Source organism: Synechococcus sp. BO 8801 (genome assembly GCF_002252675.1).
Lineage (GTDB): Bacteria > Cyanobacteriota > Cyanobacteriia > PCC-6307 > Cyanobiaceae > Cyanobium.
The window spans coordinates 142,680-164,516 of record NZ_NQKY01000007.1; the positions used below are offsets into that span (position 1 = coordinate 142,680).

General features: G+C 71.8%; 25 protein-coding genes and 1 pseudogene. 13 read left to right on the plus strand and 13 right to left on the minus strand.

Translation table 11 applies throughout. From position 1 onward, the window contains the following. Positions 1–23 precede the first annotated feature (23 nt). The 4 genes from CJZ86_RS07630 (at position 24) to CJZ86_RS07645 (ending at position 1,976) form a co-directional block, all read left to right on the plus strand. Positions 24–260 (plus strand): type II toxin-antitoxin system Phd/YefM family antitoxin, encoded by a 237-nt coding sequence (locus tag CJZ86_RS07630; RefSeq protein ID WP_094585383.1) that lies wholly within the window; start codon positions 24–26, stop codon positions 258–260. After that, positions 260–688, plus strand: coding sequence for a type II toxin-antitoxin system VapC family toxin (locus CJZ86_RS07635; RefSeq protein WP_094585350.1), 429 nt, complete (start codon positions 260–262; stop codon positions 686–688). The genes CJZ86_RS07630 and CJZ86_RS07635 overlap by 1 nt, the downstream gene beginning before the upstream one ends. A gap of 92 nt (positions 689–780) precedes the next feature. Beyond that, entirely contained in the window at positions 781–1,491 is a 711-nt protein-coding gene (locus CJZ86_RS07640; RefSeq protein WP_094585351.1) for a response regulator transcription factor, read from the plus strand. Positions 1,492–1,628: 137 nt separating this feature from the next. Continuing rightward, the gene (locus tag CJZ86_RS07645) at positions 1,629–1,976 is read left to right on the plus strand and encodes a hypothetical protein (protein ID WP_094585352.1); all 348 of its coding nucleotides are present in this window, start codon (positions 1,629–1,631) and stop codon (positions 1,974–1,976) included. Here the strand turns inward: CJZ86_RS07645 and CJZ86_RS07650 are convergent. Further along, entirely contained in the window at positions 1,952–2,593 is a 642-nt protein-coding gene (locus tag CJZ86_RS07650; RefSeq protein ID WP_094585353.1) for a cysteine hydrolase family protein, read from the minus strand. The two genes, CJZ86_RS07645 and CJZ86_RS07650, sit on opposite strands and share 25 nt — an antisense overlap. Before the next feature lie 50 nt (positions 2,594–2,643). Here CJZ86_RS07650 and CJZ86_RS07655 point away from each other — a divergent pair, with 50 nt between their 5' ends. Continuing rightward, entirely contained in the window at positions 2,644–3,996 is a 1,353-nt protein-coding gene (locus CJZ86_RS07655) for a type I glutamate--ammonia ligase (RefSeq protein ID WP_233133906.1), read from the plus strand. Positions 3,997–4,027: 31 nt separating this feature from the next. Here the strand turns inward: CJZ86_RS07655 and CJZ86_RS07660 are convergent, their stop codons facing one another. From CJZ86_RS07660 to CJZ86_RS07670, 3 genes are read right to left on the minus strand one after another with little or no spacing between them, the layout of a single operon-like run. Further along, positions 4,028–4,426, minus strand: a complete 399-nt coding sequence (locus CJZ86_RS07660) for a type II toxin-antitoxin system VapC family toxin (RefSeq protein WP_094585355.1) — start codon at positions 4,424–4,426, stop codon at positions 4,028–4,030. Next, positions 4,426–4,662 (minus strand): AbrB/MazE/SpoVT family DNA-binding domain-containing protein, encoded by a 237-nt coding sequence (locus tag CJZ86_RS07665; RefSeq protein ID WP_094585356.1) that lies wholly within the window; start codon positions 4,660–4,662, stop codon positions 4,426–4,428. Before CJZ86_RS07665 ends, CJZ86_RS07660 begins: the two co-directional genes overlap by 1 nt. A gap of 46 nt (positions 4,663–4,708) precedes the next feature. Further along, positions 4,709–5,533: a GGDEF domain-containing protein gene (locus CJZ86_RS07670; RefSeq protein ID WP_158219531.1), complete on the minus strand. Its 825-nt coding sequence runs from the start codon at positions 5,531–5,533 to the stop codon at positions 4,709–4,711. A 138-nt stretch (positions 5,534–5,671) separates the two neighbouring features. Between CJZ86_RS07670 and CJZ86_RS07675 the strand changes: the two genes are divergently transcribed. The 3 genes from CJZ86_RS07675 (at position 5,672) to CJZ86_RS07685 (ending at position 7,541) form a co-directional block, all read left to right on the plus strand. Further along, positions 5,672–6,091, plus strand: a complete 420-nt coding sequence (locus CJZ86_RS07675) for an NUDIX hydrolase (protein WP_094585384.1) — start codon at positions 5,672–5,674, stop codon at positions 6,089–6,091. A gap of 223 nt (positions 6,092–6,314) precedes the next feature. Further along, positions 6,315–7,337, plus strand: coding sequence for a restriction endonuclease (locus tag CJZ86_RS07680; RefSeq protein ID WP_094585358.1), 1,023 nt, complete (start codon positions 6,315–6,317; stop codon positions 7,335–7,337). Between the two features lie 18 nt (positions 7,338–7,355). Beyond that, positions 7,356–7,541, plus strand: coding sequence for a hypothetical protein (locus tag CJZ86_RS07685; RefSeq protein WP_094585359.1), 186 nt, complete (start codon positions 7,356–7,358; stop codon positions 7,539–7,541). A 14-nt stretch (positions 7,542–7,555) separates the two neighbouring features. Here CJZ86_RS07685 and CJZ86_RS07690 read toward each other — a convergent pair whose 3' ends face one another. Further along, positions 7,556–7,981, minus strand: a complete 426-nt coding sequence (locus CJZ86_RS07690; RefSeq protein ID WP_094585360.1) for a hypothetical protein — start codon at positions 7,979–7,981, stop codon at positions 7,556–7,558. 80 nt (positions 7,982–8,061) lie between these two features. Between CJZ86_RS07690 and CJZ86_RS07695 the strand changes: the two genes are divergently transcribed. Then, positions 8,062–8,916, plus strand: a complete 855-nt coding sequence (locus CJZ86_RS07695) for an MOSC domain-containing protein (protein ID WP_094585361.1) — start codon at positions 8,062–8,064, stop codon at positions 8,914–8,916. Positions 8,917–8,931: 15 nt separating this feature from the next. Here CJZ86_RS07695 and CJZ86_RS07700 read toward each other — a convergent pair whose 3' ends face one another. Next, positions 8,932–10,122 (minus strand): pyridoxal phosphate-dependent aminotransferase, encoded by a 1,191-nt coding sequence (locus CJZ86_RS07700; RefSeq protein WP_094585362.1) that lies wholly within the window; start codon positions 10,120–10,122, stop codon positions 8,932–8,934. Then, the gene (locus CJZ86_RS07705; RefSeq protein WP_143594095.1) at positions 10,119–11,195 is read right to left on the minus strand and encodes an FAD-dependent oxidoreductase; all 1,077 of its coding nucleotides are present in this window, start codon (positions 11,193–11,195) and stop codon (positions 10,119–10,121) included. Before CJZ86_RS07705 ends, CJZ86_RS07700 begins: the two co-directional genes overlap by 4 nt. A gap of 357 nt (positions 11,196–11,552) precedes the next feature. Between CJZ86_RS07705 and CJZ86_RS07710 the strand changes: the two genes are divergently transcribed. Genes CJZ86_RS07710 through CJZ86_RS07725 form a run of 4 tightly spaced genes read left to right on the plus strand, consistent with a single transcriptional unit; the run spans position 11,553 to position 16,147 of the window. Beyond that, positions 11,553–14,750 carry a bifunctional diguanylate cyclase/phosphodiesterase gene (locus CJZ86_RS07710; protein WP_094585364.1) on the plus strand — a complete coding sequence of 1,066 codons (3,198 nt, stop codon included), beginning with the start codon at positions 11,553–11,555 and terminating at the stop codon, positions 14,748–14,750. A gap of 4 nt (positions 14,751–14,754) precedes the next feature. Beyond that, positions 14,755–15,042, plus strand: a complete 288-nt coding sequence (locus tag CJZ86_RS07715) for a MoaD/ThiS family protein (RefSeq protein WP_094585365.1) — start codon at positions 14,755–14,757, stop codon at positions 15,040–15,042. A gap of 3 nt (positions 15,043–15,045) precedes the next feature. Further along, on the plus strand, positions 15,046–15,531 hold the full coding sequence (locus tag CJZ86_RS07720) for a molybdopterin synthase catalytic subunit (RefSeq protein WP_094585366.1): 486 nt from the start codon (positions 15,046–15,048) through the stop codon (positions 15,529–15,531). A gap of 34 nt (positions 15,532–15,565) precedes the next feature. Further along, positions 15,566–16,147 carry a pyridoxamine 5'-phosphate oxidase family protein gene (locus CJZ86_RS07725; RefSeq protein WP_094585367.1) on the plus strand — a complete coding sequence of 194 codons (582 nt, stop codon included), beginning with the start codon at positions 15,566–15,568 and terminating at the stop codon, positions 16,145–16,147. Position 16,148: 1 nt separating this feature from the next. On the opposite strand, the gene CJZ86_RS07730 is transcribed toward CJZ86_RS07725, so the two are convergent. The 6 genes and pseudogenes from CJZ86_RS07730 to CJZ86_RS16970 form a co-directional block, all read right to left on the minus strand. Further along, positions 16,149–17,390: a molybdopterin molybdotransferase MoeA gene (locus tag CJZ86_RS07730; protein ID WP_094585368.1), complete on the minus strand. Its 1,242-nt coding sequence runs from the start codon at positions 17,388–17,390 to the stop codon at positions 16,149–16,151. Further along, positions 17,383–17,898 carry a cyclic pyranopterin monophosphate synthase MoaC gene (gene moaC / locus CJZ86_RS07735; RefSeq protein ID WP_094585369.1) on the minus strand — a complete coding sequence of 172 codons (516 nt, stop codon included), beginning with the start codon at positions 17,896–17,898 and terminating at the stop codon, positions 17,383–17,385. The genes CJZ86_RS07730 and moaC overlap by 8 nt, the downstream gene beginning before the upstream one ends. A gap of 41 nt (positions 17,899–17,939) precedes the next feature. After that, complete coding sequence (modB, locus tag CJZ86_RS17510; protein ID WP_094585370.1) at positions 17,940–19,796, minus strand: molybdate ABC transporter permease subunit; 1,857 nt, start codon at positions 19,794–19,796, stop codon at positions 17,940–17,942. Next, on the minus strand, positions 19,796–20,614 hold the full coding sequence (gene modA / locus CJZ86_RS07745; protein ID WP_094585371.1) for a molybdate ABC transporter substrate-binding protein: 819 nt from the start codon (positions 20,612–20,614) through the stop codon (positions 19,796–19,798). The genes modB and modA overlap by 1 nt, the downstream gene beginning before the upstream one ends. Before the next feature lie 20 nt (positions 20,615–20,634). Continuing rightward, positions 20,635–21,444 carry a uroporphyrinogen-III C-methyltransferase gene (cobA, locus tag CJZ86_RS07750; protein WP_094585372.1) on the minus strand — a complete coding sequence of 270 codons (810 nt, stop codon included), beginning with the start codon at positions 21,442–21,444 and terminating at the stop codon, positions 20,635–20,637. Between the two features lie 7 nt (positions 21,445–21,451). Further along, positions 21,452–21,837, minus strand: a pseudogene (locus tag CJZ86_RS16970) (hypothetical protein); the annotation flags it as partial.

The window sequence follows — 21,837 nt, forward strand, 5'->3', positions numbered from 1 at the left end:
TGGTCATCTCGATGACCAACACCATGCGACAGGTCACGGTGGCGGAGGCGAAAGCCCAGCTGTCGAGCCTTCTCGACGCGGTAGAGCAAGGCCAGCCGGTGGTGATCACCCGCCGCGGCAAAGCCATCGCCGAGCTGGTTCCGCGGCAGGCCGTGCGCGATCTCCTGCCCCAGCTCCAGGCTCTGCGGGACTCCCTGCCCCATCAGGCCACCGGCGGCGTGGAGACGATGCGCGCCCTGCGGGATGACGTCGGCTCCTGATGCTGTACCTGGACACCTGCGTGCTGCTGGCGGCCCTCACACCGGAGGCCCACTCCGGCGCCGCCGCGGCCTTTCTCGAACAGGCCCCTGCGCCACTGGCGATCAGCCCCTGGAGTGCCACCGAGCTCCATTCCGCTCTCGGGCTGAAGGTGCGCACCGGGGCCCTGAGTCCCTTGCAGGCCGAGGCGGTGCTCGAAGGCTTCGAACGCAGCCTGGCCCCAGGGTTCCTGATGCTGGAGGTGGAACCCCAGGACTTCAGGAATGCCAGCGCCTGTCTGCGCGGCTGGATCACGGCCCTGCGGGCGGCCGATGCGCTGCACCTGGCCATCGCCGCCGGACGGGGCGCCACCCTCTGCAGCCTGGATGCACCGTTCGTGAGGGCCGCCCGGCAGCTGGGGCTCGAAGCCCAGCTGGTCGGGGCTGACTGACGCGCGTCTGGCGGCAAGCCCCGCCGCAAAGACCCTGGAGCCCCAGACGCACCCAGGCCAGGCGATCATGAACGCCGCTTGTTCCTCCCGCTGTGGACCTCACGGATCTGATCCCGGGGATCCCCGCCCTGCTGGAGGAGCTGGAGGGGATCCTGGCCGGACGCACCACGGTCGCCTGCCTGGAGCACATGAAATGGCTGGGGGCCTTCATGTGCATCACCCCGGTCCAGAAAAGCCTGGTGGGGGCCGCCACGACGGAGGAGGAAGGCTTCCGACAGGTGGAGCGCCACCGGCCATCCCTGCTGGTGGTCAGCCAGAGGCTGCAGGAGGGCACCGGGCTGGCGCTGGTGGAGCGCACGAAGGCGCTGGATCCCGCCATCCGGACCCTGCTGGTCGCCGACGACGCCAACGAGGCCCTGGTGCGGGAGGCCCTGGCCCGCGGCTGCAACGGCATCTGCTTCGAGTCGGGCCTGTTCATGCCGGCGCTGCGGGTGGTGGCCGGCGGCGGCATCTACTACCCCGAACCGGTGGCGGCGGTGCTGCGGCAGCAGCCGCCCGCGGCCCCGATCGAACCACTGACCGAACGCGAGCGGGTGGTGCTGAACCATCTGATGCTGGGCCTGACCGACCAGCGGATCAGCCAGGAGCTGGTGGTGAGCCCCGAGACCGTCAGGACCCATGTGAAGCACATCTTTCAGAAGCTCCAGGTCGACAACCGCACCAAGGCGGTCGTCAAGTCGATCGCCGCCGGGCTGATCAACCTGGAATCAGCGATGGAGGGTCGCACCCCGGTCACGGGCTGAGCCGAATCCCCCGTTCTGGGGATGCGGGCCGAGGGTGCTGCAGGGGAAAGTGGTCAGGTCAGGGCGTAGCCCGAGCGGCCTCCCGATGCCAAGCCGGGACGCCGGGACACAGCAAGACCCCAGCAGCCCAGCGCACCATGGCCGTCCACCTCAGCTTCGCCGCGGCCGGGCACTCCAGGGTGTCCGAGGTCATCCTGGCCGGCCGCACCGGCTACTGGCTGTGCGACCCGGAGCGGGTCCTGGCCCATGGCGTCGTCAAGCTGTACGAGCGCCACCCCGAGGGTGGCGACTTCGATCTCAACGACAACGTCGTGGGCCCCTGGGTGGCCACCCTGAAGGTCACCGGCGCCGACCGGGTGCAGTGGCTCGACCGGACCCGGACGATCATCGCTTTCGACCCCGCCACCCTGACGACGGAGTACGTCACCAGCGTGCCCCCGTTCAACGCCTCCGGCGTCTACTACGACCCGGAGCCGGTCGCCTGAGGGCGGGGCTCTGCGTTCAGTACCGCCACGAACTCCCCACAGCTGATCTGCTCGCCGTAGCCGGCGAAGCAGGCCAGGGCGGCGGCATGGCGCTCCGGGGTCACCGCCTGGCAGGCGTCGTGGACGCACACCACCCGGTAGCCGCGGTCGGCGGCGTCTTTCACGGTGTGGTCGATGCACTGGTCGGTGAGCAGGCCGATCACCACCAAGGTGCGGATGCCGAGGTTGCGCAGCAGGTAGTCGAGGACGGTGGAGCTGAAGGGCGAGGAGGAGCTCTTGGGGAGCACCAGCTCGTCGGCCACCGGCGCCAGCTCGGCGATCACCTCGGCGGCGCGGCTGCCGGGAGGGAAGCCCATGCCGCAGCGCTTGTAGTCGAGGCTGCGGTCGCGCCCGTCGGCGGTGAGGTTGGCGATCACGGTGTGGATCACCTCCAGCCCGCCGCGGCGGGCCGCCGCCAGCACCCGCTGGGCGTTCGGCAGGGTGGTGGCGCGGAAGCGGTGATCGAAGTCCGCATCCGGGCGGGGCTGGGCGTCGCCGCAGGTGCCCTGCTGCAGATCCACGAGCAGCAGAGCGGTGCCGCCTGGGTGGAGCCACTCCGCGGGTGGGCACGACGGCATGCAGGCGGCGGCGATCCGTCCAATCATGGCGGCAGACGCTTGCTGGGCCCGTGTCCACTCCCCCCGCCCCCATGGCCGCGGCCCTGGCCGCCCAGGGGATCCGCTGGGTGGCGATCACCTGGGTGAACCACGCCGGGGCGCCGCTGGTGAAGGTGGTGCCCCTGGCCGGCTTCGAGGCGGCGGTGGCGGTGGGGGTGGGCTTCTCACCGGTGTCCGATGCCTTCGGCGCCGACGGCGCCATCGCTGCCGGCCATCGCCTGGCCCGGCCCGACGGCGACCTGCGCCTGCGGGCGGATGCGGCGGCCCTGGCGCCACTGGAGCCGGCCAGCGGCTGGGCCTGGGCGCCGGGGGAGCGCTACGAGCGCAGCGGCGCGCCCTACGCCGGCGACCAGCGCCACCTGTGCCGCCGCCAGATGGAGCAGCTGCAGCAGGCCGGGGTGGAACTGCGGGCCGGCTTCGAGCTGGAGTGGCTGGTGGCCAGCCCCGCGGCAGACGGCACGCCGGCGCCGGCGATTCCCGGGGGGCCCTACGGAGCCGATCGGCTGGTGGAGGGCCTCGACTACGCCACGGCCCTGCTCGAGGCCCTGGAGGCGGCCGACCTGCCCTGGCTGCAGTTCCACCCGGAGTACGGCGCCAGCCAGTTCGAGCTGTCGCTGGCGCCGGGCACGCCCCTGGAGGCCGCCGACCGGCAGGTGCACGCCAAGTTGCTGATCCAGCGGGTGACCCGCCGCTTCGGCTGGCGCTGCAGCTTCAGCCCCAAGCCCAGCCTGGAGCGGGTGGGCAACGGCGGCCACCTGCACCTCAGCCTGCGGCGCGACGGGGCGGCGCTGCTGGAGGGCGGCGACGGCAAGGCCGGCCTCAGCGACGCTGGCGCCGGGGTGCTGGCGGCGCTGCTGGCGGAGCTGCCGGCCCTGCTGGCCCTGGCCTGCCCCCTGGCGGTGTCCTACCGGCGGCTGGCCCCGGGCTCCTGGTCGGCCCCGTTTCAGGTGTGGGGCGTGGAGAACCGGGAGGCGGCCCTGCGGCTGGTGCCCGCCGCGGCCGATGGCGCCCCGGCCCACCTGGAGCTGAAGGTGGCGGATCTGGCCGCCAACCCCTACCTGCTGCTGGGGGCGGTGGCGGCCGTGGTGGTCGACGGCCTGGCGCGTCCCCGGCCCCTGCCGCCGCCGGTGGTTGGTGATCCGGCCCGGTTGCCCGCCGGGACGGTGCCGCCCCTGCCCGCCAGCCTGGCGGAGGCCTCGGCCGCCTTCGCCGCCAGCGGCCTGCTGCGCCAGGCCCTGGGGGAGGCCCTGCACGGCTCCCTGTGCGACAGCCAGGCGGCGGAGGTGCGGCGCGCGGCGGGCTGCAGTGAGGCGGATCTCGTGGCCGCGGACGCCTGGTGGCCGATGGTGGGGGGGATCGGCTGAGGGGGCATCAATCCCGTCGTGGTCACGACGCTCAGGGGCTGATCAGCTCCAGCCCCGGAAACGCCTGCCGGTAGCGGCGCTGATCGCGGGTGAGCAGCGGTATGCGCTCCACCAGCGCATGGGCGCCGATCAGGAATTCCGGCAGGATCGAGCGCCGCTCTCCGCCGCGGCTGCGGTAGTCCGCATGGGCCCGGGCGGCCAGGAAAGCCGCCTCCCGTGGCAGAGCCCGGTAGTCGAACAGATGGGGAGGCAGGAGCTCATCCACCGACTCGATCGTCTCGCAGGCAAAGGCGATCTCGCCGTAGACGATGGCGTTGATCGCCACCGGTCCGCGGTCCAGGCAGTGGCTGAGTTGATGGGTGCTCCAGCGGCTCCAATGGGGGTCGTCGGTGGCGATATCGAGGATCACGTTGGAGTCGACCAGCACCATCAGCCCCCATCTCCCCGGGTGAGTGCGAGCAGTTCATCGGTGCTGAGGCGGGTGCGCAGCCGCGCCCGGCGCAGCCGCTGGATCGCCTCGGCCCCTGGCTCCTGCTGCTCTGGGGCCTTCTCCAGCAGCACCCGCCCCTCCTCGACCCGAAAGACCACCTCGGTGTGGGGCAGAAGCCCGCACTGACGCCGGATGTCCAGAGGGATGGTCACCTGGCCCTTGGAGGTGATCCGCATGGACGTGCCCGCCTGCCGGAACTGGTAAGAATCTTACCGGCGCCCCTCAGCCCGCCACCATCACCCGGTTCCGCCCAGCGGCCTTGGCGGCGTAGAGGGCGCCGTCGGCGCTGCGCAGGCCGCTCTCCAAGGCTGCCAGGCCCGTGCCCTGCACCACGGCCAGGCCGGCCGAGAGGGTGACGCGCTGCCCCGGCGCCCCAGGGTGCGGCACCGTCGCCGCCGCCGCCCGGAGGCGCTCCAGCAGGGGCTCCGCCCCCTTCACATCCACACCCGGCAACACCAGCGCGAATTCCTCACCGCCGACGCGGGCCAGCACATCGCCGGGGCGCAACATGGCCCGCATGGCGGCGGCCACGTCGCGGAGCACCACATCGCCGGCACCATGGCCCCAGCCGTCGTTGATGGCCTTGAAGAAGTCGATATCGAGCATGGCCCCCACCACCGGCCGGCCGTCGCGGGCGGCGGTGGCAAGGGCCACCGTGGCCTCCTCCGCGAAGCCGGTCCGGTTGGGCAGAAGGGTCAGCGGATCGCGCCGCACCGCGGCTGCCAGCTCGGCCTCCAGTCGGTCGCGCTGGCGCAGGGTGGCCAGCACCGCCAGCACCTGGGCGGGGATGGAGAGATCGAGGATCACCCACACCCAGCGGCGCCAGCCCAGCGGCTCGCCTGGCCGGCCCAGGGCCTCACCCACCCCATCCTCGAGGGCGAACACCCCGAGGGCCAGCAGCACGGCCGCGCCGAACCGGGACCGCCAGCGCCGCTGCCGCGGCTGACCCGGCAGGCGGGAGCGCCCCCATGACTCCTTCGCCGCCAACCCGCACAGCACCGCCGTGGCGGCCCGCAGCAGCAGGAAAGTGAGATCGGCGGAGTTCACGGGCTGGGCAATCCCCCGGAAAGCTAGGGAGACAAAGGCGGCGGCCGCTGTCTGCCACGCCACCGGGCGCCGGCCGGAATCCCACTCCAGAATCCCCCCATCGACCGCAGGCCTGCACCCCATGGACCGCCCCCACCGATGACCTTCGCGGTGGCGCTGGCGATGCTGGAGCGGGAGGGCCGCTGGCTGCTGCAGCTCCGGGACGACATCGAGGGGATCGTCCATCCGGGCTGCTGGGGCCTGTTCGGCGGCCACCTCGATCCGGGCGAGCGGCCGGAGCAGGCGATCCTGCGGGAGCTGGGCGAGGAGATCGGCTGGGGGGCGCCAGAACTGCCCCTCTGGTTCGAGCACCATGACGACCAGCTCAGCGCCTCCTACTTCCGCGGCCCCCTCACCGTGCCCCTCTCGGAGCTGCAGCTGAACGAGGGACAGGACATGGTGCTGGCCGGGCTGGAGGAGCTGCGCAGCGGCCTGATCTGGAGCCCCAGGCTGCAGCAGCGGCGCGGCCTGGCCCCGTCCCTGGAGCGGGCCGTGCGCCGCCTCAACCCAGAGAACTGAAAATAAGGTGAGCGATGCCTTAAGATCCGAGGTATCAGACCGTTCTCCTGTGTCTCAGGGTTGATGAGGATGCGCTTCCCGGCAAGATTCGCGACAATCTCAGGGATCTTCACTGCGGAAGCTTTAGGCGCCCTCGCTCCCGCCATGGCGTCCGCTGGCCTGCCCTCCCGACCCGCTTTCCTCCGATGAGCCGAGAACTGGCGGGCCCGCCCGGGGCGCAGCGATGACCAACGTCTGGTGCGTTCGGGCAGGCGGCGGCATCTACGCGGACAACTTCCTCAGCGGCGGTTTCGTCGGCATCGGCTGGCGGGAAATCACCGAGGATCTCGGCCCGATCAGGAACCGGGAGCAGCTGTTTTCGGTGGTGCGGCGCTACTTCCCGGACATCCAGAGCGCGATCCTGCTGTCCAACTACGTCAACGAAATCCACCGCTTCCTGTTCGAGATCCGCCCCGGCGACCACGTGATCATCCCGGCGGCGGAAGCCGACCTGCTGCGCTTCGGCGTCGTTGATGAGGGCTGCGCCTACTACGACCCCACCGGCGACGACGGCTGTCCCCTGCGCCACCGGCGTCCCGTCACCTGGTCGCCCGAACCGCTCCGGCTCGACCACTTCTCAGCGCCGTTCCGCAATTCCATCCGCACCCTGCTCACCGTTCCGGCCCACACCCGGATGCGTTCCCTGCTGACGGTGTTCCTGGTGGAGCACCAGGCCGAATTCATCCGCGCCATCGGCCGCCAGGAAACGGCCACCCCGGCCCGGGCGACCACCCGGAAGGAGGAGGCCCACCGCAGCGTGCTCGAACAGCTCCTGCAGCTGGATCCCGCCGAATTCGAGCGGCTGGTGGTCCACCTGCTCGATGCCCTCGGCTTCCAGGACTGGGAGCGGACCGAGCACCGCGGGGCACTTCGTGACGTGTTCGATGCCTGCGGCGACATCAGCCTCGCGCTGCCGGCCCGCATCCGCATCCATGCCCGCTTCCACCGCGGCAACCTCGGCGCCCGGATCGGCGCCGACGCGGTGCGGGAGCTGCGCCAGTTCATTCCCTTCGGCGGCCATGGGGTCTTCATCACCACCGCCGATTTCCAGCCGGCGGCGACCACGGCGGCCGGCGAGGAGGGCTTTGCCAGGATCAGCCTCGTCAACGGCCACCAGCTGGCCGAGCTGATCTCCCGCCACTGGACCCACCTCCCCGGTGACATCCGGGATCGTCTTTCGCTCGAGCAGGTGCTGGTGAAGAATTAGGGCCCACCGCCCGAGTCCATGGCTTCGCGATCGCGCCGACGCACGCCCACCCATGGCAAGGGCACGCCCCCCCGGCAGAACGTCGCCGGGGCCGCACCGGAAGCCACCGGCCTGCGGCCGCGGCTGCAGATCCTGGCGGGGTTCCTGCTGCCGCTGCTGGTGCTCGGGCTGTGGCTCAACTCCCGCGGCTTCTGGAGCCCCTGACAGGGCGCGCCAGTTCAGGGGGCCCCCAAGGGAAACGTGGGACCGCTGCCGAGCAGCTCCACCTCCGGATCGTCGCGGAAGATCGCCAGCAGTTCCCCGTGCAGTGCCTCGGCCCAGGGGGCCGTGTCGATGATGCGGAAGCGGCGCCACTGCCAGATCCGCTCGGCGACGGCCCCGTCGGTGCAGCAGAACTCCATGGCCTCCCCCTCTGCCGGCTGGCTGTAGATGCAGACCCCGAAACGGAAGGGGGCGTCGGCCAGCTCCACCCACCAGCCCCAGTCCTCGCAGCAGAGGAAAGGAACCTGCCGGCCGTTCGCCCGCAGCCGCTCCTGCAGATGCAGCGCCAGGGCCTTGCCCACCGTGCCCGGGTTCACCATCTCCCCGGCCTCGCCGGGGAGCTCGGGGAAGCGGGCGGATCGCAGGTGGATGAAGTCCTTCATGGCCCAGGAGAGCGGATCCCGGCGTGCGCCCTGCGGACGGTAGGTGCTGCTACCGGCGTTGGCGCGCCTCCGCCCCCAGAGTGCGCCGGCAACGACAGGCGACGGGCGTGCAGGATCTGGTGGGAACGGTGCAGGCGCTCTGGCGCTACCCGGTGAAGTCGATGCTCGGGGACACCCCCAGCCAGCTCGACGTCGACCCCCGCGGCATCCGGGGCGACCGGGCCTATGCCCTCTGGGACCACGCCAGCGGCCGGGTGGCCAGCGCCAAGAACCCGCGGCTCTGGCAGGGCCTGCTGGGCTACCGGGCCCGCTTCCGGGAGGAACCGACGCCGGCGGCGCCCCTGCCGCCGGTGCTGATCGCCCCCCGCGAGGACGACGGCAGCGCCGGGCTCTGCAGCGGCGAGGACGATGTGGACGCCTTCTTCAGCGAGCTGTTCGGGCGCAGGGTGAGCCTGCTGGACACCCCGCCGGAGGGGGCCAGCCTCGACCAGTACTGGCCGCCGGTGAAGGAGCGCGCCTTCCAGGACGTGACCAACGCCCTGGAGCTGCCCGAAGGCACCTTCTTCGATGCCTGCCCCATCCACGCCATCACCACCGCCACCCTGGAGCGGCTGCGCCAGCTCGAACCCCAGCTGGATTTCGCCGTCGAGCGCTTCCGCCCCAACCTGCTGATCGCCACGCCGCCGGAGTCCTCCGGCTTCGTGGAGGAGGGCTGGAGCGGCGCCTGCCTGCAGATCGGCGAGCAGCTGGTGCTGCGTGTGGACGGCGGCTGCCCCCGCTGCGTCGTCACCACCCTGGCCCAGGGCGCCCTGGAGGAAAACCTGGAGATCCTGCGGGCCACCGCCCGTCACAACGGCGTGGTGGCCGGCATCCGCCTGAGTGTGGTCAGCCCCGGTCCGGTGGCGGTTGGGGATCCGGTGCGGCTTTTGCCCTGAGCGGCCCGCCGCTGGCTAGGGCGCCGGGGCCAGCCCGGCCGCCAGGCGCTCGAGGGCCTCGCCCAGCAGGGCCTCGGAGGTGGCGAAACTCAGCCGCAGATGGCCCGCCGCCCCGGGGCCGAACCAGCGGGGGCTCCCCGGCACCACCGCCACCCCGTGCTCCCGCCGCAGCCGCTCCACCAGTTCCTCGACGCTCTCCTGCAGCGGCGGCAGGCCAACGAACAGCACGAAGGTGGCCGCGGGGGGCTGCACCCGCAGGCCGGGGATCGCCGCCAGCCGGGTGACGGCCTGGTCGCGGCGGGCCTGGAGGTGGCGCAGGAAGGCCTCCAGCCAGGCCAGGCCGTCGGGGCTGTAGGCCGCCGTGGCCGCCACCTGGCTGAGGGTGGCCACGCCATCGACGGTGGAGGGCAGCTCGCTGTCGGCCAGCAGCCGGGCGGCCGCCTCCGGATCCGCCATCGCCACGTAGCCCACCCGCAGACCGGCCAGGCCGAAGGACTTGGAGAAGCCATGCACCACCGCCCCGAGGCCGGCCAGCTCCGGCTCCAGGGCCAGCCAGCTGGTGAAGGTGGCCGGCGGGTAGACCACATCGCTCCACACCTCATCGCTCAGCACCCGCAACCCCCGCTCCAGACAGAAGCGGCCGAGGGCCTCGAGTTCGTCGCGGCGAAAGCAGCGGCCCAGGGGGTTGTGGGGGTTGCAGAGGCACAGCACCCGGGTGCGGCTGGTCACCAGGGCCTCCAGCGCCGCCAGATCCAGGGGGGCCTCGGGATCGATGCGCCACAGCACCGGCACCCCGCCGGCGCTGCGGACGGTGTGGGCGAAGAGGAAGTCGACCGGATCCCAGACGATCGCCTCGTCGCCGGGCGAGAGCCAGTGGCGGGTCACCAGGGCCAGACCGGCGGCCGCACTGTTGACCGCCAGCACCCCTTCAGGCGGAACCGACGCCCCCCGCTGCCGCAGGTAGCCGGCCACCGCCTGCCGGAAGGAGGCCAGCCCGCCGGCGGGGCCGTAGCTGAACACCCCGGAGCGGGCGTAGTCGGCGATGGCGTCGCGGATGACCGGCGCCGCCGGGAAATCGGGATCGGCGGCGGTGAGCGGGATCACCCCGGGGGCCTGCTCGGCCCAGCGCAGGTTGTGGGCCCGCTGGCGCAGCAGCTCCATCGGCACCGCGCCGTCGCGGAAGCTGTCGGCGAAGCGATCGCTCATGCCATCAGCGGCAGCTGGAGCCGGGTGGCCGACGGCTGGACGAACGACCTCGCCATCTCGCGACCGGCCTCCACACAGCCCAGCAGCGCCGGCCGCCGCTGGCGTTCGTAGGCACTGAACAGCTCCGGCACATCGGCGGGATCCCGGCAGCCAAGCAGCAGGTCGCTGAGGACCACCGCATCCTCCAGGGCGGTGTTGACCCCCTGGCTGGTGAACGGCAGCAGCGGGTGGGCCGCGTCCCCCGCCAGGGCCACGTTGCCCTTGCTCCAGCGGGTGGCCGGATCCTCGTCCACCGTGTGCCACACATGGGCGCGGGCCGGATCGGTGGCCGCCAGCACGTGGCGCACCACGGCGGGGAACCCCCCGAAGTGCGCCTCGAGAAAGGCCCCCACCTCGGAGGGCTGGGGGACGGTGAAGCGTTGGCTGTCGAACTGCACGAACCAGACCAGCCGGTCATCGCCCAGGGGCACCAGGCCGACCGCCAGTCCCCCGGAGGGATCGAGCACCTTGAGGAAGCGGTGGCCCAGCTCGGCCGCCACCAGGGGCTGGCGCACGTGGGCCACGATCTCCTTGACCCGGCCCGGGTTGGTCATCGCCCCGCATCCCAGGGACAGCCTGCAGCTGGAGCGCACCCCGTCGGCGGCGACGAAGGCATCGGCGGGGTGGGAGCGACCGTTCTGGAAACACACTGCCCGGGCCCGCTCCCGGTCCCAGTCGAAGCGCTCGAACGGGTGGTTGTAGTGGACCAGATCGTCGGGGGCGCCGCGTAGCAGCACATTGAGCAGCTGGTGGCGCAGCATCGCCACCGCCCCCTCGAGCGGGTGCTCCACCAGCACCTGGCCTGAACAGCAGAGGATCCTCACCGACGTGATCGGATGGCCCAGGGTGCCGTCCGGGTCGCAGCCGAGCCGGCGCAGGGCGGCGCGACCATTGGCCAGCAGGAGGAAGCCATGGCCATGGAGATGGGAGGCCAGGGCCCGTTCATAGACGCGCACGGGACGGCCCTGCTGCCAGAGCCCCCTGGCCACGGCCAGCCCGCAGGCGCCGCCTCCCACCACAGCTGTATGGATCACGGCTGAAGATCCATCGGCAAGATGAAAACATGCCCGGTGATCAAGCAGGGATGTGCTGACACACCCGGCCACCCAACTGCCGACCCAACCGCTGAACTCGTAATCCGTGCGGCGCCCACGGCCAGAAAGGATGCATGCCCGCGAATGTTAGGGGCCACGGCAAACCTGTGGACGTCGCCGTAGTCACCTTCCAGCGCTCAGCGAGCAAGCCTGAGTTTTCCCTGAGCAATGGTGAGGAAACCCAGGGAAAAGAACGGCCGGGAAGAAGATCGAACGGTTCCACCGGGCAGGGAACCTGCGAGGACTGGAAGCTCGCCACGCCTACGGTGGCTAAGGTGAGGCTGGTGAGGAAGGAACATGCGCCGACGCACCACATTGATAATCATCAGTGGAGCGCTTCTTTCGGGCACCTCGCTTCTGATCTTCACCCACCTGCTGGATCAGCGCAGTTCCAACGACTTACGCCGCCAGGATGATCGGATCGCCGGGCGGCTGTGCACCGCCCTGCAGGGCGTCGAGCGCAGCCTCAGCACCCCGGGGCCGCCCCTGGCCTCCCTGGGGCTGCAGTCCGTCGCCGAGGCGGAGCTGGCGAACTCCCCCGTTCCGGCGGTGATGGCAACGGGGTCCGCGACCCTGAAGGGCAGGCCCCTGGTCTGCCCCCGACGCTTCACCCGGCTGGTGCTGGTGGTGGCGGACGAACCGAGCCAGGGGAATGCCCTGCTTTTCACCACGGGCCCCGCCCGCCGGCGGGCCCCCGAATGGATCCGGCTCTCCGGGGCCAGCCTGGTCAACCGCGATCAAGAAGGCGACAGGCAGATCCGGCTGGCCCCATGGACCGCCCTGGAGGCGAAGGGGATCGTGAAGGGAGCGCCGGCCGGTTCGCTCTACCGGGTGGATTTCGGGGATCTGGCGGTGGGGCTGACCCTGGCGCCGGCCCTGCCCACCCAGGCGGATCGCGTCCGCAACCTCGCCCTGACCCTGGGGCTGCTGGGGATCGGAACGAGCGTGGCGATCGCCTGGCGTTCCAGCCACAACCGGAGGAAGGAGCAACCGGTGACCGGAAGCTTCCGCAAGCACGGCCAGACGTCCTTCCTGACGCACTACGCCCTGGTGAAGGATCTTGAGGCATCGGCCCTCAGGAAGCACGCGGAACGCGGCGAAGACGGCTTCCTGGTGACCATCGACTTCCGCTATCTCGAACGGCAACGCGGCTATCTCAGTGAGGTGGAGATCAACGACATCCTCACGAAAGCCTGTCGGGCGATTGACAAGGGATGGGCTGTGCATCCCGGCTTCAACTTCTACCACGTCTCGAAAAACAAGATCGCCCTGATCGTGCGGGCCTCCGGCAGCATTCCCATCGATGACAACGCTGCCTGTGAGGCGCTCCTGGCCCGTCTGCTCGGCATTGTCTCCGGATCGATCCAGATCTCCAGCGATACCGTGCTCGCCTGGGACGATGTGACCATCACCGGGCAGCGATTTCAGCTGGATGCCCCACCCGAAACCCTGCTGACGATGCAGGCCTTCGGGGAGATACTGGCGGCCGAAGACAGACGTTCCTACCGCCTCGTGAAGAGCGGTGATGATCTGCTCGTCAAGGATAAGGGCGAGATCAGAAGCCAACTCACGTCCCTGAAGGCCAGTGACCTGGAACTGCGCTTCCAGCCGATTCTTCAGCTCAGCAATCCAGGCCATTTCGGGCTTGAACTGCTGATCCGCTTCCTGCCGCCGGCCCTGAGCAAGCTCGGCACGGGGCACGTGATTCAGCTGGCCCATGACATCGGCATCGCCCACAAGATCGATGCCCTTGTGGTGAGCAGGCTCAACGACGTGCAACAGCAGATCAATGCCTCGGAGTTTCTGCGTCATCGCATCGAGTATGTCTCCGTCAACATCAGCTCTGATTCCGTCTCCACCGATCAGCGCCTCAACCAGCTGATCGGTTTGGTCAAGCACCATGGCATCGACAGCTCGATTTTCTGCATTGAGATCACGGAGATGGCCGCCACGGACATTCTGGCGGGATCGGAGGGGGTGACAACGGCTTCGGAGCGGCTGATGCGGGAGCTGAACTTCAGAATCTTCATCGACGACTTCGGCTCCGGACTCTCCAACTACCGACGCATCAGCGAAGCCTGGTACGACGCCATCAAGCTCGACATTGATCTGATCAAGGGGGTCGATCGTTCCTTCCGGCTGCAGCGCTATGTCGGCTCCTTCATCGACACCGTCCACGCCCTCGGCAAGACCGTGGTCTGTGAGGGCGTCGAAACCCACAACGAACTCACCGCCGTCATCCGGCTGGGAGCTGATGCCCTGCAGGGGTTCCTCGTCTCGCCACCCCTTCCCCTGGAGGAGGTGGAGTCGTTCATCCGATCCTCCGAATGGGCGGACCGCGATTCCCTGCAGCAGACGCTGGAGCAGATCCGTGCCACATCAAGACTGCGCGATTCCGGGCATGGCGACGAATTCAACACCTCCGACAGGAAAATTCCGCTGGAGCGCTACATCATCGACAACTGGTCGAGGCTGCGCAGCCTCGAGGAGTTCGTGCTCCTGTTCGTCAATGAACTGAAGTCCTGGGGCCTGGAGATCCACCGTTTCTCCCTGGCCTTCCTACCCGACCAGGATGACATCGACTGCAGCCAGTATGTCTGGGTGAGCTCCAGGCCGGGCCTTGTCAGCACCCTGCGCATGGAGCGGGACTTCCTGGAGCAGGATGAACACCTGCGCAGCCCCCTGCATTTCATCGCCACCAGGAGCAAGGTGTTTCGGCAGCAGCTGGTCGCCACGAAGGACAACGGCTTCCCCTTTCTGGACTCCCTCAGGGAGGTGGGCTGCAGCGATTACCTCGGCATCCGACTGGACTCACGCGGGGTTTCCATCCCGGTGCTCACGATCGCCCTGCATGAAGGCAGCGTCTTCAGCGACCAGGAGGTGCAACGCATCGAAGCGATGAGCAGCCTGCTGAGCCTGCTGTTCTATGCCTTCGAGAGCGAGCGCTCGAAGCGGCTGGCGATGCTGGATCCCCTCACCCAGCTCGCCAATCGCCGCAGCTTCGATTCCTTCCTGAAGGGGAATGTCTCCGCCTCCAGAGCCGCCCAGGTCAACCTGTCCCTGGCACTCATCGACATCGATCAGTTCAAGGTGGTGAATGATGTTCTGGGCCACGCCTACGGCGACCGATGCCTCAAGGAGATCGCCGATGCCCTGCGGACGTCCCTGCGCCGAAAAAGCGACTTCGTGGCCCGGCTGGGGGGCGAGGAATTCGCCATCATCCTGCCCAAGACCGATGCCGATGCCTCCCTGCTCCTGTGCGAGAAGCTGCGCGAGTCGATCCAGGACAAGGGCATCTACCACCCGGGAGTCGCCACCGGCAACGTCCTCACCGTCAGCATCGGCATCGCGGCCTGGGATCCGAACTCGATGGCCGAGTGCGACGCCGACAGGCTGCTGCAGCTGGCCGACGACTGCCTCTACGAAGCCAAACGCCATGGCCGCAACCGGGTGGTCTGCCGGTCCCTGCACAGCCAGGTCGGCCTCTCCGCCTGACCCCATGACCCACCCGAGCGTCCCCCCCGTGCATGTGCGCCTGTTCGCCGGCCTGCGCGAACAGGCGGGCTGGGGCGAACGGCTCATCCAGCTCGACGCCCGCCCAGGTGCCCAGCGCACCACCGCCGCGGATCTCTGGCGGCAGCTGGCCCTGGACGGCGGCCCCGGCGAGGAGGGCGCCGAGCTGCCGGCCACGGTCCGGGTGGCCATCAACCAGGCCTTCGCCGCCCCCGACAGCCCCCTGTCCCCCGGCGACGAGGTGGCCTTCCTGCCCCCGATCACCGGAGGCTGACCGATGTCCACCACCAGCCCCGTCCGCCCGGCAGCCCCGATCGTGGTGCAGCTCCTGGAGGCCCCCTTCCAGCCGCTGGAACGGCTGGCGGCCTGGCAGCGGAGCCTGGCTGCCGAGGGGCCCGACGCCACGAGCTCAGCCGCCGAAAGCCACTTCATCGGCCGCGTCCGCCCCACCACCGCCGCCGGCGAGCCCCTCGAGGCCCTGGAACTGGAGCACTATCCCGGCATGACCGAGGCCCAGCTGCGGAGCCTCGCCGAGGCCTGCGCGGCGCGCCACGGGGCGGGCGCGGTGCTGGTGGCGCACCGGGTGGGGCGGGTGCGGCCGGGGGAGGCCATCGTGCTGGTGGCCGTCCAGGCCGACCGCCGCGGTCCCGCCCTGCGCTGCGTCCAGGAGCTGCTGGAGGATCTCAAGCACCACGCCCCCTTCTGGAAACGGGAGTGGAGCGGCGGCCGCGGCACCTGGGTGGCCGGCAACACACCGCTGTGAACCCTTCCACTCCCCTCCCTTCGCACCCCGTTCCATGGGCCAGTCCAGCGACGCCCTCTCGGCCGACCAGATCACCTTCATCGCCGCCCAGAAGCTCTTCTTCGTCGGCACCGCCACCGCGGACAGCACGGTGAACGTGTCCCCCAAGGGGCGGGATGCGTTGCGGGTGCTCGACGAGCGCCGGGTGATCTGGCTCAACCTCACCGGCAGCGGCAACGAGACCGCCGCCCACGTGCAGGCATGCCCGCGCATGACGCTGATGTTCTGTGCCTTCGAGGGCCCGCCCCAGATCCTGCGGCTCTACGGCACCGCCCGCACCATCCAGCGGGGCGAGGCCGGCTGGGACGGCCTGTACGCCCACTTCGAGCCCCTGGCCGGCGCCCGCCAGATCTTCGACCTGGCCATCGAACGGGTCCAGACCTCCTGCGGCATGGCGGTGCCCCGCTACAGCTACGGCGGCGACCGCACCGAGCTCGACAGCTGGGCGCGCCGGAAGGGGAACGACGGCCTGGAGCGCTACTGGAAGCGCAAGAACCGCCGCAGCATCGACGGCCTCCCCGCCCCGATTCCGGCGCCGATCACCGCCCCCGGAGCGCCTGAGGCCAGCAGCGACTGACTCAGAGCAGCGGCAGCCGCAGCAGCTGGGCCCACAGCTCCGTGCCGGCCTCCAGGGCACCCACCTCGGCGGGGATCTCCAGCAGCAGGTCGGCCCCCTGCAGCGAGCCGATGCGGGAGGAGGCCTGGCTGCCCTCCACCAGCGCCAGCAGGGCGCCGTCGCCAGCCACCGCCAACCGGGCCCGGGCCAGTTCGGGCCGGCCGGCGCCCCGTTTCAGGGGCGAGGCCAGCCGCACCTTCAGCCGCGGCAGCAGCACCACCTCGCCCCCCTCCAGCTGCTGCAGGGCCGGCCACAGCAGCTGCAGGGCCGTGATCGCCGCGGCCACCGGGTTGCCGGGCAGGCCGAAGAAGGGGCGAGTCCCCAGCCGGCCGAAGGCGAAGGGCCGGCCGGGCTTGAGGAACAGCTTCCAGAAGCCCACCTCCCCCAGCTCGCTCAGCAGGGGCCGGATCCAGTCGCTGTCGCCGGCGGACACGCCGCCGGTGCTGACCACCACGTCGCAGCCGGCGGCCAGCTCCCGCAGCGCCCGGCGGAGGGCGGCGGGATCGTCGGCCACCACCCGCTGCTCGCTGACGGGGTAGCCCAGCCGCTCCAGCAGGGCCCGCAGCAGGGTGCCGTTGCTCTCCCAGATCTGCCCCGGCCCCCGGGCCGCGCCGGCCGCCACCAGCTCATCGCCGCTGATCAGCAGCCCCACCCGCGGCTGGACACGCACCTCCAGCGCCGCCACGCCGCAGCTGGCCAGCCGCCCCAGGGCGGCGGCCCCCAGCCGCACCCCGGCCGGCAGCAGTGCGTCGCCGGCGGCGGCCTCCTCCTCCGGGGCCCGGATCCAGGGGTTGGGACCCGCCTCTCCGGTGAGCACAAGGCTGTCGGCAGCGGGATCGGGCGTCACCAGCTCCTGGGGCAGCACCCGCTGGGCCCCCTCGGGCAGGGGCGCGCCGGTGAGGATCCGGATCGCCTCCCCCGCCGCCAGCACCGCTCCGTAGGGCGCGCCGGGGGCGGAGCGGCCCACCAGGGACCAGCGGCGGCCAGGGCTGGGGGCCTCGGCTTCGGCGATGGCGTAGCCATCCATGATCGAGGCCCGGAAACCCGGCACGGCCTCGGCGGCCCGCACCGGCTCGGCGCTCACCCGGCCCAGGCAGCGCGCCAGCGGCAGCCGCTCACGGCCCGTCAGCGGGGTGATCGCCGCCAGCACCCGGCGCCGTGCCTCCTCCAGGGGGAGGCCTTCGCGGGGGAACGGCTCAGCCATCGCTCTCCCCGGCCAGGCCCCGGACGTCGGGGTGCTGCCAGGGGCCGCGGCGCCCCCCTTCCTTGCGCAGCAGCCGCACCGGGCCGATGGTCATGGCCGGATCAGCCGACTTGACCATGTCGTAGAGGGTGAGCAGGCCCACCTGCACCGCCGTCAGCGCCTCCATCTCCACGCCGGTGGCGCCGGTGGTGCGGGCGCTGGCCTCCAGCCGCAGCCCGCTGCCGTCGGCCATCGGCTCGATCAACACCTCCAGGCCGGTGAGGGCGATCGGATGGCACAGGGGAATCAGCTCCCAGGTGCGCTTGGCGCCCTGGATCGCCGCCACCCGGGCCACCGCCAGCACATCCCCCTTGGCCGCCCGGCCCTCCAGCACCAGGGCCAGCACCTCCGGCGCCATGGAGATGCAGCCCTCGGCCACGGCGCGGCGGTCACTGGCGGGCCGGTCGCCCACCTCCACCATGTGCACCTGGCCGGCGGCGTTGAGGTGCGAGAGGCCAGGCTGGTTCATGCCGGGGCGCAAGCGTCGGGACGGTGCCCCCAGCATGGCGCTCATCGCAGCGGCAGCAGCCCGCCCGCGGGCAGGGAGATCACCAGGGGGCCGCTTGCCGCAGCCGGGGCAAGGACGCTCCAGGCCCTTCGGGGCAGCTCCACCAGGATCGGTTCGCGTGGCCCGCCCCCCGGGAGGCCGGGCCCCGCGGGGCTGGCCTGGGGCACCACCGAGACGCTGACATGGCGCGGCCCCTCGCTCACCCCCACCACCCGGCAGGACCAGTGGTGGGCCGCCCCTGGCACGGCAGCGGCGGCGAGCTCCAGCTGGTGAGCCCGCATCCCCACGTGGCTGACGGCCGCCTCCAGGGGCTCCGGCAGCTCCAGGTCCAGGCCCCAGGCCAGGGCCCGCAGCCGGGTGGGCCCGAGCCACTGCACCGCGGAGATGTTCCTGCAGCCCGTCAGCCGCGCCACCGTCACGGCCCCGGGCCGCTCGAACACCTCCTCGCGGGGGCCATGGCGCAGCAGCGCCCCCCGGTCGATCACCAGCAGTTCCTCGCCCAGGCGGTAGGCCTCCTCCATGTCGTGGGTCACCAGCAGGGTGGGCACCCCGGAGCGGGCCGTCAGGTCCTCCATCAGCTGCTGGAGATGCTGGCGGCGGTGGGTGTCCTGGGAGGAGAGGGGCTCATCCAGCAGCAGCAGATCCGGATCGGTCACCAGGGCCCGGGCCAGGGCCGTGCGCTGCTGCTGGCCCCCCGAGAGCTGGGCGGGGAACAGCCGCGCCTGCTCCTGCAGCCCCACCGCCGCCAGCTGGGCCGCCACCCGGGCGTGGCGTTCGGCCGGCGGCAGGTTGGCCAGGCCGAAGCCCACGTTGGCGGCCACGCTCATGTGGGGGAAGAGGGCATCGTTCTGAAGCATCACGGCGATGCGGCGCCGCTCCGGAGGCAGGTCGATGCCCCGCTCCGCATCGAACAGCACCCGGCCGTTGAGCTCGATCCGCCCGGCCCGGGGGCGCTCCAGCCCGGCCAGCAGGCGCAGCAGAAGGCTCTTGCCGGCCCCGGAGGGCCCCAGGATCGCCAGCCGGCGGCAGGAGGTGTCGAGGGCCAGCTCGAAGCGGAAGTCACCGTGGCACTGCTGGAGCGCAAAGCGGAGGCCGAAGGGGCGCTCGAGCACCAGGGGGGGCACTGGAGGCCCCGGCGGCGACGGGGGCACGGCCGGGGCAGGCGCAGCCGCGGGTGTGCCCGGCCGGCGCGTCCGGCGGGAGCGGCTGAGGAACAGCTGCACCAGCCCCAGGCAGAGCCCGTTCAGCAGCAGCACCTGGCCGGTCCAAGCCCAGGCCCGGGGCAGGTCGCCGGCATCGACGGCCGCGTAGATCGCCAGGGGCAGGGTCTGGGTGCGGCCGGGGATGTTGCCCGCCAGCATCAGGGTGGTGCCGAACTCCCCCAGGGCCCGGGCGTAGCTCAGGCTCAGGCCTGCCCCCAGCCCTGGCAGCACCAGGGGCAGGGTGATCCGCCGCCACACCCGCCACGGCCCAGCCCCCAGGCTGCGGGCCACCCCCTCCAGGCCGGGATCCAGCTGCTCCAGCGACGCCAGCAGGGTGCGGTACATCAGGGGGAAGGCCACCACCGCCGCGCTCAGCACCGTGGCGGGCCAGCTGAACACCAGCTCCAGCCCCAGCCGCGCCAGGGGTTCCCCCAGGGGGCCGTAACGGCCCAGCAGCTGCAGCAGCACGAACCCCAGCACCGTGGGCGGCAGCACCAGGGGGGAGAGCAGCAGCAGGTCGGCCGTGGCGCGCCGCGCGCCCCGCCAGCGCCGCACCCGATCGGCGGCGAGGAACCCAGCCGGGAGCACCAGCAGCACCGCCAGGGTGGCGCTGCGCAGCGACAGCACCAGGGGCGACAGGCCGGGGCCGGCCTCCATCAGGGGGCCCGACCGGGCAGGATCTCGAAGCCCTCGCGACGGAACAGGGCCCGGGCGGCGGGGCTGCCCAGGGAGCGCAGATAGGCCAGGGCCAGCTGGGGCTGGCGGCTGCTGCGCAGCACCGCGCCGCTGTAGCGGATCGGGGCATGGCTGGTGAGCGGGGCGGTGGCCACCACCCGCAGGCCCCCCAGTTGCACCGCATCGCTGCGGTACACGAAACCGGCGTCCACGTTGCCGTCAGCCACGGCCCGGGCCACGGCCCGCACCGACCCCAGGGGCACCAGCTTCGGGGCCACGGCCGCAGTGAGTCCTTTGTGGGCCAGCACCTGGCGGGCGTAGTCGCCGGCCGGCACGGTGCCGTCACCGATGGCGATGCGCCGCACCCCGGGGCCCGCCAGTCCCGTGACGTCCAGGGGGCGCCGCGGCGCCCGGGCCGGCACCACCAGCACCAGCCGGTTGCCCAGAAGATCCCGGCGGCTGCCGGCCAGCAGCAGGCCCGCCCGCTCCAGAGTGTCCATCGGCCGGGCGCCCGCGGAGAGGAACACATCCGCCGGGGCCCCCTGCTGGATCTGCTGTTGCAGCAGACCGGAGGCGCCGAAGTTGAACTGGGGCGGCGCCGTTCCCTGGCCCCTGGTGAAGGGAACGGCCAGGTCCTGCAGCGGCCCCGAAAGGCTGGCCGCCGCACTCACCAGCAGCGGCGGGGCCGCGGCCCTGGCCTCGCCCTGGCGGCCGCCCGCCGCGGCCACCAGGCCAACGACGAGCAGAGGTCCGGCCAGCAGAACCGCAACCGCTGCGCGCCGGGGCAGGGGGGTGGCCATCGGCGGCGCAGTCGGAGGCCTCAGAAGGGTATCGGCATCGCCACATCGGCCGGCGACGGGGCGCAGGACGGCACCCGCTCCTGCACCACGGCGCCCACCACCACGATCGAAGGGGAGGCGAACGCCTCGGCCTCGACCCGGTCGGCCAGAACGTCCAGGGTGGCCACCAGCTGCCGCTGGCCCCGCACGGTGCCCTGCTGGATCACGGCGGCGGGGGTGCTGGGGGCGAGCCCGCCTTCGATCAGCTCCGCGATGATGTGGCGCAGGTTGTGCAGCCCCATGTAGATCACCAGGCCGTCGCTGCTGCGGGCCAGGCCGCGCCAGTCGACGCCGGGGCGGCGCTTGTCGATCTCCTCGTGGCCGGTCACGAAGGTGACGCTCGATCCCGCCCGCCGGTGGGTGACCGGGATGCCGGCGTAGGCGGGGGCGGCGATGCCGGCCGTGACCCCCGGCACCACCTGCACCGGGATCCCGTGGGCCGCCAGGTGGGCCGCCTCCTCACCGCCGCGGCCGAACAGGAACGGATCGCCGCCCTTGAGGCGCACGATCAGCCGGTGGCGGCCGGCCAGCTCCCGCAGCACCGCGTTGGTGCTGGGCTGGGGCACCGAGTGGTGGCCGCGGCGCTTGCCGACGAAATGGCGCTCGCACCCTTCGGGCACCAAGTCCAGCAGGGCGGTGGGCACCAGGGAGTCGTAGACGAGGGCATCGCACTGCTGCAGCAGCCGGTGGGCCCGCAGGGTGAGCAGATCCGGATCCCCCGGGCCCGCCCCCACCAGGTACACGGTCCCGGGGCCGTCATCGACGCTGGGGGCCAGGGTCTCGTCCGTCATGGCTCCGTCATGGCAACGCCATCAGGGCCTCCAGCACCACGGCCCGGAACCGGGGCCGCTGCAGCAGCGGCAGGCCCAGCGACGGCGGCAGGGCGTCGGTGAGCCGGTTGGCGGCCAGGGCCAGGGGCAGGGCGGGGCCAGACAGGGGCAGCGGAGCGTCCTCGGGACTGGGGGCACTGTATGGAGTGGCGCGGCAGCGGCCACCGGTGACCGCCTCCAGGTGGGCCAGGAACGCCGCCCCCAGCGGCCCCTCCAGCGGGTGATGCAGCAGCCAGGGTGCTGGCTGGGCAGGGGCTCCGGCCGGCTGAACCGGCGCCGGCAGCGCCGCCAGCTCGGCGGCCAGGGCCCTCTGCCAGGCGGGCCAGGCCCCCAGGAACGGCAGACGCCGCACGG